This is a genomic window from Candidatus Nitrotoga sp. 1052 (genome assembly GCF_927312905.1).
GTDB lineage: Bacteria > Pseudomonadota > Gammaproteobacteria > Burkholderiales > Gallionellaceae > Nitrotoga.
Genome location: NZ_CAKMHQ010000024.1, coordinates 34,107 through 46,976 on the forward strand (window position 1 = coordinate 34,107; position 12,870 = coordinate 46,976).

The 12,870-nt window shown below is 47.9% G+C and carries 13 protein-coding genes; all 13 read left to right on the forward strand.

Features of this window, described 5'->3' with window-relative positions; genetic code table 11:
- The first annotated feature begins 141 nt into the window (after positions 1–141).
- The 13 genes from gap (at position 142) to MJ768_RS05205 (ending at position 12,742) form a co-directional block, all read left to right on the forward strand.
- Positions 142–1,140, forward strand: a complete 999-nt coding sequence (gene gap, locus MJ768_RS05145; RefSeq protein WP_239288597.1) for a type I glyceraldehyde-3-phosphate dehydrogenase — start codon at positions 142–144, stop codon at positions 1,138–1,140.
- 82 nt (positions 1,141–1,222) lie between these two features.
- Positions 1,223–2,407: a phosphoglycerate kinase gene (locus MJ768_RS05150; protein WP_239288598.1), complete on the forward strand. Its 1,185-nt coding sequence runs from the start codon at positions 1,223–1,225 to the stop codon at positions 2,405–2,407.
- Positions 2,408–2,423: 16 nt separating this feature from the next.
- Positions 2,424–3,863, forward strand: a complete 1,440-nt coding sequence (gene pyk, locus MJ768_RS05155) for a pyruvate kinase (RefSeq protein ID WP_239288599.1) — start codon at positions 2,424–2,426, stop codon at positions 3,861–3,863.
- A 90-nt stretch (positions 3,864–3,953) separates the two neighbouring features.
- Positions 3,954–5,018, forward strand: a complete 1,065-nt coding sequence (gene fba / locus MJ768_RS05160) for a class II fructose-bisphosphate aldolase (protein WP_239288602.1) — start codon at positions 3,954–3,956, stop codon at positions 5,016–5,018.
- 767 nt (positions 5,019–5,785) lie between these two features.
- Positions 5,786–6,592: a polyphosphate kinase 2 gene (gene ppk2, locus MJ768_RS05165; RefSeq protein ID WP_239288603.1), complete on the forward strand. Its 807-nt coding sequence runs from the start codon at positions 5,786–5,788 to the stop codon at positions 6,590–6,592.
- A gap of 215 nt (positions 6,593–6,807) precedes the next feature.
- Positions 6,808–7,431 (forward strand): NAD(P)H:quinone oxidoreductase, encoded by a 624-nt coding sequence (wrbA, locus tag MJ768_RS05170; protein ID WP_320415724.1) that lies wholly within the window; start codon positions 6,808–6,810, stop codon positions 7,429–7,431.
- 70 nt (positions 7,432–7,501) lie between these two features.
- Positions 7,502–7,927 carry a DoxX family protein gene (locus tag MJ768_RS05175; RefSeq protein WP_239288604.1) on the forward strand — a complete coding sequence of 142 codons (426 nt, stop codon included), beginning with the start codon at positions 7,502–7,504 and terminating at the stop codon, positions 7,925–7,927.
- A 337-nt stretch (positions 7,928–8,264) separates the two neighbouring features.
- Complete coding sequence (locus MJ768_RS05180) at positions 8,265–9,308, forward strand: multicopper oxidase domain-containing protein (RefSeq protein ID WP_239288610.1); 1,044 nt, start codon at positions 8,265–8,267, stop codon at positions 9,306–9,308.
- A 2-nt stretch (positions 9,309–9,310) separates the two neighbouring features.
- Entirely contained in the window at positions 9,311–9,991 is a 681-nt protein-coding gene (locus MJ768_RS05185; RefSeq protein ID WP_239288611.1) for a c-type cytochrome, read from the forward strand.
- The gene (locus tag MJ768_RS05190) at positions 9,981–10,331 is read left to right on the forward strand and encodes a c-type cytochrome (RefSeq protein ID WP_239288612.1); all 351 of its coding nucleotides are present in this window, start codon (positions 9,981–9,983) and stop codon (positions 10,329–10,331) included. Before MJ768_RS05185 ends, MJ768_RS05190 begins: the two co-directional genes overlap by 11 nt.
- Before the next feature lie 74 nt (positions 10,332–10,405).
- Positions 10,406–11,350, forward strand: coding sequence for a multicopper oxidase domain-containing protein (locus MJ768_RS05195; RefSeq protein ID WP_239288618.1), 945 nt, complete (start codon positions 10,406–10,408; stop codon positions 11,348–11,350).
- Between the two features lie 328 nt (positions 11,351–11,678).
- Complete coding sequence (locus MJ768_RS05200) at positions 11,679–12,221, forward strand: DUF1264 domain-containing protein (protein WP_239288620.1); 543 nt, start codon at positions 11,679–11,681, stop codon at positions 12,219–12,221.
- 86 nt (positions 12,222–12,307) lie between these two features.
- Positions 12,308–12,742, forward strand: a complete 435-nt coding sequence (locus tag MJ768_RS05205) for a c-type cytochrome (protein WP_239288622.1) — start codon at positions 12,308–12,310, stop codon at positions 12,740–12,742.
- Positions 12,743–12,870 lie beyond the last annotated feature (128 nt).

Genomic DNA, 12,870 nt, shown 5'->3' on the forward strand with positions numbered 1-12,870 from the left:
CTGTCGTCCGGTTATTTGTGGCGGAGCACCGTAAAGATGCTGGAATTTTAAATAGTTTATTAGTTTAGCTTCAACATCAGAACAGCATCAAGGAATTTGTCTGAATAGTTACAATTTTAGTTATAAAACCAGGAGAGAAACATGACAATCAAAGTTGGTATCAATGGGTTTGGTAGAATTGGCCGTATGGTGTTCCGCGCAGCGGTGAAAAATTTCAAGGACATCGAGATCGTAGGCATTAACGACCTGCTTGAACCCGACTACTTAGCCTACATGCTGAGCTTCGACTCCGTGCATGGCCGCTTTGACGGCAGCGTCGCCATTGAAGGCAATACCTTGGTTGTCAACGGTAAAAAGATCCGGCTGACTGCCATCAAAGATCCTGCCGAACTGAAGTGGAATGAAGTGGGCGCTGATATAGTCATCGAGTCCACCGGTCTTTTCCTCACTAAGGAAACCTGTGAAAAACACATCGCCGCTGGCGCCAAGAAAGTCATCATGTCTGCGCCCTCCAAGGATGACACGCCTATGTTTGTGTACGGCGTGAATGACAAGACTTATGCTAACCAAACTATCATCTCCAACGCTTCTTGCACTACAAATTGCCTCGCCCCTGTTGCCAAGGTGCTAAACGACACTTGGGGCATCAAGCGCGGACTAATGACCACCATACACGCCGCTACCGCTACCCAGAAGACCGTGGATAGTCCTTCAAACAAGGATTGGCGTGGTGGTCGCGGCATCCTCGAAAACATCATTCCGTCTTCGACTGGTGCGGCCAAGGCCGTGGGCGTGGTTATTCCCGAACTGAATAAAAAACTTACCGGCATGGCTTTCCGGGTACCCACCTCTGACGTGTCCGTGGTTGACCTTACCGTGGAGCTGAACAAGGCTGCGACCTACGCCGATATCTGCGCCGCCATGAAGACCGCATCCGAGGGTTCAATGAAGGGCATACTTGGCTATACCGGCGAAAAAGTGGTCTCTACCGACTTCCGGGGCGAGAGTTGCACTTCTGTTTTTGATGCAGAGGCTGGTATGTCTCTGGACGGCACCTTCGTTAAGGTCGTCTCTTGGTACGATAACGAGTGGGGCTACTCCAGCAAGGTTCTGGAGATGGTTCGCGTCATCGCTAAATAAACATGCACGCAAGGTGAGGAGCTACCTCACCTTTTTGCATTTTTTCTTACGTTTCACCTCGAATGCTTAATTGGAGAAAGAATTGTCCGTAATCAAAATGACTGATTTGGATCTCAGGGGCAAACGTGTCCTGATCCGCGAAGATTTGAATGTTCCCCAAGCTGATGATGGCACTATAACCGATGACACCCGCATCCGGGCAAGCATGCCTACCATCCAGCATGCCGCGCAGGCAGGCGCCAAAGTAATGTTAATGTCCCACCTCGGTCGTCCTGAAGAAGGTGTGTATTCCGAAGCCGATTCCCTAAAGCCTGTAGCCAAGCGTTTGTCCGACTTGTTGGGTAAAGAGATACGGGTAATTAAGGATTGGCTGGACGGCGACTTCACCATCGCCGATGGTGAAGTCGTACTATTTGAGAACGTGCGCTTCAATAAAGGTGAAGGCAAAAACAACGACGAGCTTTCCCAAAAAATGGCTAAGCTGTGCGACATTTATGCGATGGATGCATTCGGTACCGCGCATCGCGCGCAGGCTTCCACCCACGGTGTGGCGAAGTATGCACCAGTGGCATGCGCTGGCCCACTATTGGCAGCGGAACTGGAGGCATTGGGCAAGGCATTGGAAAGCCCGGCTCACCCGCTGATCGCCATCGTTGGAGGCTCTAAGGTTTCATCCAAATTGACCGTATTGGAATCGCTGTCCCACATCGTGGATCAATTGATCGTCGGTGGCGGCATTGCCAATACTTTCATTAAAGCGGCTGGTTATAACGTCGGTAAATCCCTATATGAACCCGATCTTGTAGCCGAAGCCCAGCGTTTAATGCAAGCCGCCAAGACCAAGGGCGGATCGATTCCGGTACCTACCGATGTGGTCGTGGGCAAGAAGTTCGATGCCAATGAGCCTGCCGTGGTTAAGAAAGTGGCTGATATCACCGATGATGATATGATTTTTGATATTGGCCCCGAAACTGCCCAGACTTATGCAGCCTATCTGAAGAACGCCGCAACCATCGTGTGGAATGGCCCGGTAGGCGTATTTGAATTTGACCAGTTTGGCGCTGGCACCAAGACGCTGGGCATGGCGATTGCGGAAAGTCCCGCATTTTCTATCGCTGGCGGTGGTGATACGCTGGCGGCGATTGCCAAATACAAGATCAGCGATCAAGTAAGCTATATTTCCACGGGCGGCGGTGCATTTTTAGAATTCCTCGAAGGCAAAAAATTGCCAGCGGTGGAAATTCTTGAGCAACGTGCTGCGAAGTAAATAAGACGAGAAATTTATGTTACGCAGAACCAAGATTGTTGCCACCCTGGGACCAGCCTCCAGCGACCAGAAAGTGCTGGAGCAAATGATACTTGCTGGCGTGGATGTGGTGCGCATGAACTTTTCCCATGGCACAGCGCAGGACCACGTGGCGCGTGTTGAAAAAGTGCGCGCTGCAGCGGCTGCTTGTGGCCGTATTATAGGAATTCTTGCCGACCTGCAAGGCCCCAAAATTCGTGTGGGGAAACTTGAGAATGACAAGATTATTCTCAAGCAAGGGGATACTTTTATCCTGGATGCGGAATGGACAGGCCTCGGCAATCAGGAACGCGTTGGTCTCGACTACAAGGACTTACCTAAGGATGTCAGCAAAGGTTCGGTGCTGCTGCTGAATGATGGCATGCTGGAATTCGATGTAACCGAAGTTAAGGGCGCGCAAATTATTTGCAAAGTAGTGTGCGGCGGTGTGCTGTCAAACAACAAGGGCATTAATCGCAAGGGCGGCGGTTTGACTGCCCCCGCGCTTACCGACAAGGACAAGGAGGACATTAAGACCGCAGCCCTGATTAAAGCGGACTATCTGGCGATTTCCTTCCCGCGCTCGGCTGATGACATGAAATTGGCGCGCAAGTTGATGCATGCGGCTGGCGGCAAAAGCTTATTGATGGCTAAAATTGAGCGTGCCGAAGCCATTGCCGTACTGGACGAAATTATTGATGCATCCGATGCTATCATGGTGGCTCGAGGCGACCTTTCCGTGGAAGTGGGAGATGCAGCCGTGCCAGGCTTGCAAAAACGCATGATCCGTATGGCGCGCGCCAAAAACAAGTTGGTTATCACTGCCACACAGATGATGGAATCCATGATCACTAACCCGATTCCTACTCGTGCGGAAGTATCGGACGTGGCAAATGCAGTGCTGGATGGTACTGATGCGGTAATGCTGTCGGCAGAAACCGCGGTGGGCGACTATCCCATCGAAACCATCAAATCCATGGTGCGTATCTGTATCAACGCGGAAAGTGAGATGGAAGATATCGCCACCAGTCACCGCCTACTACAAACGAAATTCGCACGCATCGATCAGGCTATCGCCATGTCTGCGCTATATGCTGCTTCTCACTTTACGATCAAAGCGATTGTGGCGCTGACCCAGTCCGGTTCGACTCCTCTGTGGATGTCCCGTATGAATGCAAGGGTGCCGATCTTTGCGTTAACGCCGACTGAATCAACCTTGAGTAAAGTAACTCTATTCAGCGGAGTGCATCCGATTGCGTTTAACACTACCTCCAAACTTCCGTCAGTAGAATTGCGCGCAGCGGAGGATGAGCTGGTACGTTTGGGATTAGTACAAGAAGGTGACATGATTGTGATGACTATAGGCGAAGCCGTTGGCAAGGCTGGCTATACCAATACCATGAAAATTGTCCGGGTAGGCGATCACCGTAAGCACTGAGGAGTTGAAGCGCAGCCGAGTTTTCCCGTACACTGCCAGATTCTATTTTTTGATTTTGTTTGATAACTTTAAATTTGTTAGGAGAAAAAAATGGCTCTTGTTTCATTACGCCAGCTGCTGGATCATGCAGCCGAGAACGGATACGGCCTGCCCGCATTCAACGTCAATAATTTGGAACAGGTCAAGGCAATCATGGAGGCGGCGGATGAAACCAACAGCCCAGTGATTATGCAAGGCTCAGCTGGTGCCCGCAAATATGCGGGTGAAGCATTCTTGCGTCACCTGATTCTAGCTGCAGTAGAGACTTATCCGCACATTCCAGTAGTAATGCACCAAGATCACGGCGCCTCCCCGGCTGTATGTATCAACGCCATTCGTTCCGGATTCTCCAGCGTAATGATGGATGGTTCTTTGAAAGAAGATGCCAAAACTCCGTCTTCCTACGAATACAACGTTGAAGTAACAAGTAAAGTTGTTGATATTTCCCATGCGGTCGGCGTATCCGTTGAAGGTGAACTAGGTTGTTTGGGCTCACTTGAAACCGGCATGGGCGAACAAGAAGATGGACAAGGCGCGGAAGGTAAACTTGATCACTCGCAACTGCTAACCGATCCAGAAGAAGCAGCCGACTTTGTCCGGAAGACTGGTGTAGATGCACTGGCGATAGCCATCGGCACCTCGCACGGTGCATACAAATTCACCCGCCCTCCCACAGGCGACACTTTGGATATTAAGCGCATCAAGGCAATCCACGCTCGCATTCCCAATACTCACTTGGTAATGCATGGATCTTCTTCTGTACCGCAAGAATGGTTGAAGATCATTGACCAATTTGGCGGCGACATGGGGGAAACCTACGGCGTGCCCGTTTCGGAAATAGTCGAGGGTATAAAACACGGCGTGCGAAAAGTTAACATCGACACAGACCTGCGCATGGCATCTACTGGCGCGGTACGTCGTCACTTGGCACAAAACCCGAAAAATTTCGATCCACGTAAATTCTTGGCAGAATCGACTATAGCCATGAAAGAGATTTGCAAGGCACGTTATGAAGCCTTCGGTTCTGCCGGCCAAGCCTCGAAAATAAAGCCGATTTCACTGGACGCTATGGCCATCAGGTACGCTAAAGGTGAGCTAAAAGCCATCGTCAAATAATTCAATGTAAGTACAATTAAAAAAAGCGGTTTTCGAACCGCTTTTTTCTTATCTAGAGAATTAAAGGTAACCATTCGTAGCTAACACAATAAATTATTCCAGTTCCCGTTAAAAAATCCTTACCCCCCACAAATTTATTTAACTTCTGTTCTAAAGATCCCGCCGTTCACTTCAGCTAAAGAATGGGAAGATTGCTTACGCCAAATATCTGTGCATTATGGGAAAGAATGCGAAGCTGGTAACATTGAAATTCTCGCAAGCATGAAATTCAGAATATTTAAAACATCATGCAATATGTACAGAACCTTCCCCTTCCTCCGTCTTTAAACGGATTAGAAGACAAAAATGAAGTAAAAAAGCTAACTGAAATTAAACCAGTTGAGCCCGTCTCAGAGCGCACCCAGCCTTCGCTGGTGTTTAGGCCATTTACACGATCTGAACAGCAGCACAACTTGGTTAAGCCAGTCGAAAGGCGACATACTGAGACCGATCTTGGTGAACGCCGAACAATCTGCCGTCGTATCAAAATTCAGCCTCTTCTGAAAGAGCTACGCTCAAAGGTAGACCGAAGACACCACAAACAAAGAAAAACAGATATAACAGAACATATAGATGAAGAGGCATAGAGCTGGAAGTTGTTCAAAATAACTGATTACACCAATCATTTGATGGATTTATATCGTAGAGTTACTTCGCGAAGCGTGGGTATAAGTTGGCGGATTTAATTTTGTATGGCAGGAATCGACATATTTTTTGGTGAATCCTCAATGAACAAAAAAAACAATCTCAACAAACCCGCTAAAACAGCTGCTCAAATCAGCAAGCATGAATATCGAAAAATGCTCCATGCCCTTCAGGTCGAGCTAGTCAAGCTGCAGCGGCACTTCATTAAGTGTAATGACAAAATTCTAATAATTTTTGAAGGCCGGGATGCGTCTGGAAAAGATGGCACAATCAAGCGCATCGTTCAACATTTGAGTCCACGTGAAACACGCGTCGTGGCGCTCGGCAGGCCTTCGGACCGAGATCAGACATCGTGGTACTTCCAGCGTTACGTTCCCTATCTGCCGGCAGCTCAAGAACTCGTGCTGTTTAACCGCAGTTGGTACAATCGCGCGGGTGTCGAGCGGGTAATGGGCTTTTGCACTGATGCTGAATATGAGGAGTTTATGGACTCAGTATCAGAGTTCGAACATATGTTGCTCCGTTCAGGTATCAAGCTTCTAAAGTACTACCTTGACATCAGCAAACGCGAACAGAAGAAACGCTTAAATGAGCGCATGACAGACCCGCTTACCCAATGGAAAGTTAGCGCGCTTGACGACCAGGCAATCAAGAAATGGAAGCCATACAGCTTGGCACGCAACGAAATGTTGGCTCGCTCGCACAACACAATGGCTCCATGGACAATAGTTCGCGCCGACGACAAATATCTGACACGACTTAATGTTATCAAGGATATGCTCAGCCGCCTTAATTACGCGGATAAGGATGAACGACTGGTTCTGCCGGATCCGCAGGTCGTATTAACTTACGATGCAACATATCTCGAAAATGGTGTGCTAGAGCCATAGCCGGAGATTTTTGAGCGGAAAAGTCTTCTCGATGACTGCCCCCCGCCATTTAGCTTGGCGTTCAATCTGTAGCCTTCTTTCTGGCAACGTTACGATCCCGCCCTCTTAGTCAGTGCGTCACCGCACATACACTAGATTTTTCTTAAGATAATCTTTATCTGTTTTTTTGGCGACATTCCATGTCGATATGAATCTATCTACCACTACAGAGGTACATGATGACAACCAAGATACAGGTAATCTTTTACAGCTCGCATGGACATATATATCAGATGGCGGAAGCCATCATGGCTGGTGTACGTGAGATATCGGATGTTGAGGCCACTTTGTGGCAGGTGCCGGAACTGATGCCTGACGATGCATTAAAAACACATGCCAAAACTGCGCGTGCATCGTTTGCACAGATACCCACTGCCAAACCAGAGCAGTTGGCTGAGGCCGATGCCATCATTTTTGGCACGCCGACGCGCTTCGGTAACATGTGCGCTCAGATGCGCAATTTTCTTGATCAGACTGGAGGACTGTGGATGAAAGGCGCGCTAATTGGCAAGGTAGGCAGCGTTTTTACCAGTTCGGCAACACAGCATGGGGGCCAGGAATCAACCATACTCAGTTTTCATACCACTCTGTTACACCAAGGCATGGTGATCGTCGGGGTGCCCTATTCTGAGCAACGACAAATGACCATCAGTGAAATTACTGGCGGCAGTCCTTACGGCGCATCAACGATAACTGGTGGTGATGGCGCACGCCAACCGAGCGAGAACGAACTTGCGATTGCACGTTTTCAAGGCCGGCATGTCGCTGAAATTGCCAGGCGGCTAAAAACAGCGGTATAAATGCCAGTTCATGAACCGCTAGCGAACGCATCTCGATGGCTTTCTAACTGCTCCGAAAAGGATTTCAACTATGAATGCATTGAACAGCTTTGGCCCGTTAGTGGGCCGTATTCTGATGGCACTCATTTTTGTTATGTCGGGCTTCGGCAAAATCACCGGCTTTGAAGGGACGGTAGGGTATATAGCCAGCAAGGGACTACCAATGCCGGAATTGCTCGCCATCGGCGCCATCATCGTTGAACTGGGCGGAGGTATCATGCTGATCGTCGGCTGGAATGCACGTTGGGCCGCCGCCGCGATATTTGTATTTACCGCAATGGCTGCGTTGTTCTTCCATAATTTCTGGGCCGTGCCGCCCGCCGAAGCACAAAACCAGATGATCAACTTCATGAAGAACATTTCCATGATGGGCGGCTTACTTTATGTTGTCGTACACGGAAGCGGGCCTTTTAGTTTAAGTCATGGCACTACTATTGATCCGGCAGCTGAAATTTGAAGTTTTCATGCGGCTAATGACGCCGCGCATGGTCGGTAGGAGAGTCCACTCAAATACTATAGACTCCGCCCGATTTATCCGTGAGTCACCCAGTTTGAACTGCTCATAGAACTTGTATTTATTGACTTGCACGAGCGTCTCTCATACGTGAGTCGCGGATAAATCAGGCCGGATCAATAGATGTACGATGTGCTATATGTTTAGACAAGTTTTTTTTGCTTGACAATATCTTTAATTAAAGATACATTAAAAATGACTGTTATTAAAATATATCAAAAATGAGAATTGGATGATAAGAAAAATGACAATGGCCTTAAATATATTGCGTGTGCCCACTGTGGCCCGCTATCTCAGGAATGTTTTAACATTTTGTTTTTTGGCGGGAGTAGCCACTGCAAGCTGGGCTGAGCAGCGCGAATTTACCTTGAGTATTGATGAAGTTTCAATAGAAGTAGCTCCGGGCTTTACCAATAAAGTTTGGGCGTTCAACGGACAAGTGCCAGGGCCACTCATCCACGTCAAGGAGGGAGATGATGTGATGGTGCATGTAACCAACAACACCACACTTCCCCATACCATCCATTGGCATGGGGTTAACCAGACCGGCAGTTGGCAACAAGATGGCGTGCCAGGCGTCACACAAGAAGCGATTCAGCCCGGCGAATCTTATACCTATAAATTCAATGTTGATCGTCCCGGAAGCCTGTGGTACCACTGCCATGTAAATGTCTGGGAGCATGTGGCGATACGCGGGATGTGGGGGCCAATGATCGTCGATCCAAAAACCCCGAGCGCACTCGAAAAGGAAGTTACCCTGGATGCCATTCTGATGATGAGCACTTGGCAATCTCCCTATGCCAGCGTATTTGGCAAAGGCGGCAGCCCGCAGGATGTTTCTGACTACTTTTCAGTAAACGCAAAATCCTTCCCATTCACCCAGCCGATTAGGGTCAAGAAAGGCGATGTGTTGAGAATGCGTTTTATTGGCGCAGGCGATGAAACGCACCAAATGCATATGCATGGGCACGACATGCTCATAACCCACAAAGACGGTTATCCACTTGCCAATCCTTACTATGTGGACACTGTTCCGGTAGGACCCGGTGAGCGTTATGACGTGATCGTCAAGATGAACAATCCTGGACTCTTCATAATGCACGACCATGTCGACAAACACATGACAAACAATGGTGCCTCGATGGGTGGGCCAATGACCGTTTTTGAATATGAAGGCGTCAAAATGAATGACTGGTACACATGGAAAGGCAAAGTGTACGATCCAAATTTCTTCTACAGTGTGTCGCTTACGCAGGGATATGGACTTTTCAACAGCGCACCTTTCATGGGCAAAATAATCGAACAGGGGAAAAGGAGGAGATAAATATGAAGCGAGTTGTTCTTGTTGCCTTACTTGGTTTTTCTGGAGCAGCCCTCGCCGGGGCAGAAATGCTTCAGGGGAGTTGTTCCGCCTGCCACAACATTAAGGGGCCGGCAACACAGACTTTGAAAGCTGCCTTTGAGAAAAAGGGGCCAGATCTCTTTTACGCGGGCAATAAATATCGCCAAGAATGGCTTGTATCTTGGCTGCAAAAGCCCGGACGGATACGTCCAGCCGGGATGTACTATGGCGGGCATATCAAGGCTGGGGCAAAAGGTGATGAAATTGATACTTCGACGCTCACAGATCATATTGCACTTTCCAAGGCCGATGCCACCTCAGTTGCGGCCGAGCTCATGAAGATGAAACCGCATGACGATTTGATCGCAAAGGAGAAAGTTGAGTCCGGTACGATATCAAAGCAGATGGGGGAAATGGCCTTCACTAAATTCTTGGGCTGTATGGCCTGTCACTTGATCGAGCCTGAATATGGTGGGCTATCGGGGCCAGAGCTTTATACGGCGGCCAAGCGCCTGCAACCGCAATATATGTCGAGCTTCATCAGATCTCCTCAAGCTTGGGAGCCAAAATCCATGATGCCAAACAAAAATTTATCTGAGGTGAATATACAGAAAATGGTTCATTATCTTGAGACACTGAGCAAGGAGGTTGCAAATGCCAACTAAATTGTTTTTGTTGATTTTAGTAGCGGCTTTTTCAGTCCAAGCCCAAGCCAAGGAAGTGCCCGCTGACAACTACAAAGCCTATTGTGTTCAATGCCACGGCAGTGATGGAACCGGAAAAGGCGTGAACGTCCGGGACATGTCGGTCGTGCCGCGTGATCATACCGATGCAAAGTCAATGTCGGGTCGGTCGGACGAAACATTATTCAAAGCAATCAAAGAGGGTGGGCCATCCATTGAAAAATCAATATTGATGCCTCCTTGGGGTGCAACCTTAAGCGACGAAGAAATCAAGGATTTGGTGCAGCATCTACGCATGTTATGCAAGTGCAAATTTGGTTAGTAAATGGCAGTAGCAAGAAGTGGTGGTAAGAAACAAGTAATTTGTAGTTAACTTTAAATTAAAGGGGGAATAATATGTTTAAACTTAAAAATACAGCTGTTGCTGTAATGTTGGTAACTGGGCTTTTTTCCGCACAGCAGGTATTCGCAAAAACCGTTAAAGTCACGATGACGGCTATGGAAGTTGATCTTGCCGTGAATAATAAGGGCGATGTCAAAATGGCAGCATGGACATTCGATGGCTCCATTCCTGGCAAGCCTGTCCGCGTAGATGAAGGCGATACGGTCGATTTCACGCTGATCAATCCACCTGAAAATAAAAATTCACACGCAATGGACTTTCATGCGGCTCAGGTAGACGTGCTGAATGAATTTGGTGAAATCAAGCCGGGACAAACTAAACATTTCAAGTTTGAAGCCAAGACTCCAGGCGTATTCATGTATCACTGTGGCGCAAGCACGATGGCTCAGCATATTGCCAAGGGCATGTATGGAATGATCATTGTCGATCCAAAAGATAAAAAGAACTATCCAAAAGCAGACCGTGAATACATGCTGATTCAGCAGCAATACTTCCCGGATAGCGAGAACATCACTGGCTTACTTGAGAACACAGGTTGGAAAGGTGCTCTCATCAACGGTAAAATGTTTCATTACGATCCTGTTCATGAGCCAAATGCAACTCAGGTTCTGGAATCCAAGCCAGGCGAGCGCGTCCGCATTTTCTTTGTAAACGCAAACATCAACAATCCGGTCGCTCTGCATCCTATCGCAGGGATTTGGGATCGTGTTTATATCAACGGCAACCCGAAGAACACTCTATACGGCATTCAAACATACAACGTGGCGGTAGCTGAAGGCGGTACATTTGACATCGTTTCACCAGCTGACCGTCCGACCAATGTCGCAATTGTCGATCATGCGATGGGAGCGGCGTTACGCGGTGCTATCACGGTTTTGATGAACAAGCCCGACGCTGACCCGAAAAAAGGACGCGGCGATCAAATCCTGATCAGATAGTTTTTAGTAAAGCGATTTCGCTTATTTTGAGGAGGCTTTTGCCTCCTCTTAACATTTAAACCGGACATATGCACATCGCGTTGACCTCCAACTGTTGGAGGCGTAAAGTGAAACTCCCTGTTGCCCTGTCTTTACACTCAGTGTGTTACCGCACATACGTGCAACTGTTGGAGAGGTATAAAGTGGGTCTCCCCACGTAAAGGGGTGCGTTGAACTGCCTATTTTCGAAAAGACGGGATCAGAGAGTCCACAAATGTTGATAAATGGGCATGGAACGTATAGAAATTATCCGAACTTTAACTATAAAAATTTATAAGGAGATTCAATTATGAAAATCAGCAAAGTCTGCGTTCTTGTTTCCTCATTAATCACGGCCGGCTTCTTGTCTGCTCCAGCTTTTGCTGCGGATAAAAATCCTCTGACCGGTTATACAATTCACGTTACGGCGCCACATGTCATGGATGGGGAAGTTATCGGTCCATTCCATCATTACTGCAAACCAATCAATGACGACGTTATTCAATGCATCTTGTTCGAATCAACTGAGCCAAATGCTCGCCTGACCGAAATCGAATACATGGTCTCCAAAAAACTTGCCGGATCGGCCATACCGAAATGGTCGCATACGCAAAACTGGCACGATCACAAGCAAGAGATAGAGACCGGTCGCGTTGCCATAGTGAATCCAACTGACCCGAAAGAGCAGAAAGGATTGGCGGATTATGTTTCTGGTACCGACGGCATCATTTTCCATCTCTGGCCTAAAGACGCGCCGATTCCTGACGGTTCTGTCGGCATCGCTCAATCAGTTGGACATTGGGAAGAGCTACATGGAAAAATTGCCAAGGATCCAGGGGCTCCTAAAAAATAAAGTTATTTGATTTATTCAGGAGACACAGGGTTTGTCCATGGTGGGATGAACACTGTGTCTTTTGATTTTATATGTGAGGTGATGTCATGTTTTTTTTGAAGAAAAATATGTGGGTATGGATTGCCGTCTTTCTGAGCGTCGGCTCGCAAAGCACATTGGCTTTTCACAAGGACGTGTATGAGCCGCGTGTACCCAAGGCGATTATTGCGCAGGAACAGCAAGTAAAAAGCCCTTATCCCGTAACACCAGAGCGAATTGAAGCAGGCCGTAAAATTTATTTTGGGGAAGGTTTTTGCGTAACTTGCCATAGCAAGGATGGCACAGGTGTCAATCTACCCGGACATGCTCCGCGTGATTTTACCGATGCAAAATGGCAGAAACTTCGCACGGACGGGGAATTAATGTGGGTTTTAAAACATGGTAGCCCGGGAACCGGGATGCCGGTTCGGGTTGGAACGGATATAAACGAGGAAGATGGTTGGAATGTGATTCAATTTATACGTACCTTCGAGGGCAAGTAGGCGGTTTTTTCAAAAACAAGGCAACCCACCCCTTCATCTAGTTTGTAAATTCACCCCTGTCCACCATGGATATAGGGCGTTCGTATATGATTCATACCTCCAGGATAATAAATTTTGCAACCTGAATC

Excerpts from the sequence above, each read along its gene's own strand:
- gap (WP_239288597.1), top strand. The coding sequence starts at position 142 with ATGACAATCAAAGTTGGTATCAATGGGTTTGGTAGAATTGGCCGTATG.
- pyk (WP_239288599.1), top strand. The coding sequence starts at position 2,424 with ATGTTACGCAGAACCAAGATTGTTGCCACCCTGGGACCAGCCTCCAGC.
- fba (WP_239288602.1), top strand. The coding sequence starts at position 3,954 with ATGGCTCTTGTTTCATTACGCCAGCTGCTGGATCATGCAGCCGAGAAC.
- ppk2 (WP_239288603.1), top strand. The coding sequence starts at position 5,786 with ATGAACAAAAAAAACAATCTCAACAAACCCGCTAAAACAGCTGCTCAA.
- wrbA (WP_320415724.1), top strand. The coding sequence starts at position 6,808 with ATGATGACAACCAAGATACAGGTAATCTTTTACAGCTCGCATGGACAT.
- MJ768_RS05175 (WP_239288604.1), top strand. The coding sequence starts at position 7,502 with ATGAATGCATTGAACAGCTTTGGCCCGTTAGTGGGCCGTATTCTGATG.
- MJ768_RS05185 (WP_239288611.1), top strand. The coding sequence starts at position 9,311 with ATGAAGCGAGTTGTTCTTGTTGCCTTACTTGGTTTTTCTGGAGCAGCC.
- MJ768_RS05190 (WP_239288612.1), top strand. The coding sequence starts at position 9,981 with ATGCCAACTAAATTGTTTTTGTTGATTTTAGTAGCGGCTTTTTCAGTC.
- MJ768_RS05195 (WP_239288618.1), top strand. The coding sequence starts at position 10,406 with ATGTTTAAACTTAAAAATACAGCTGTTGCTGTAATGTTGGTAACTGGG.
- MJ768_RS05200 (WP_239288620.1), top strand. The coding sequence starts at position 11,679 with ATGAAAATCAGCAAAGTCTGCGTTCTTGTTTCCTCATTAATCACGGCC.
- MJ768_RS05205 (WP_239288622.1), top strand. The coding sequence starts at position 12,308 with ATGTTTTTTTTGAAGAAAAATATGTGGGTATGGATTGCCGTCTTTCTG.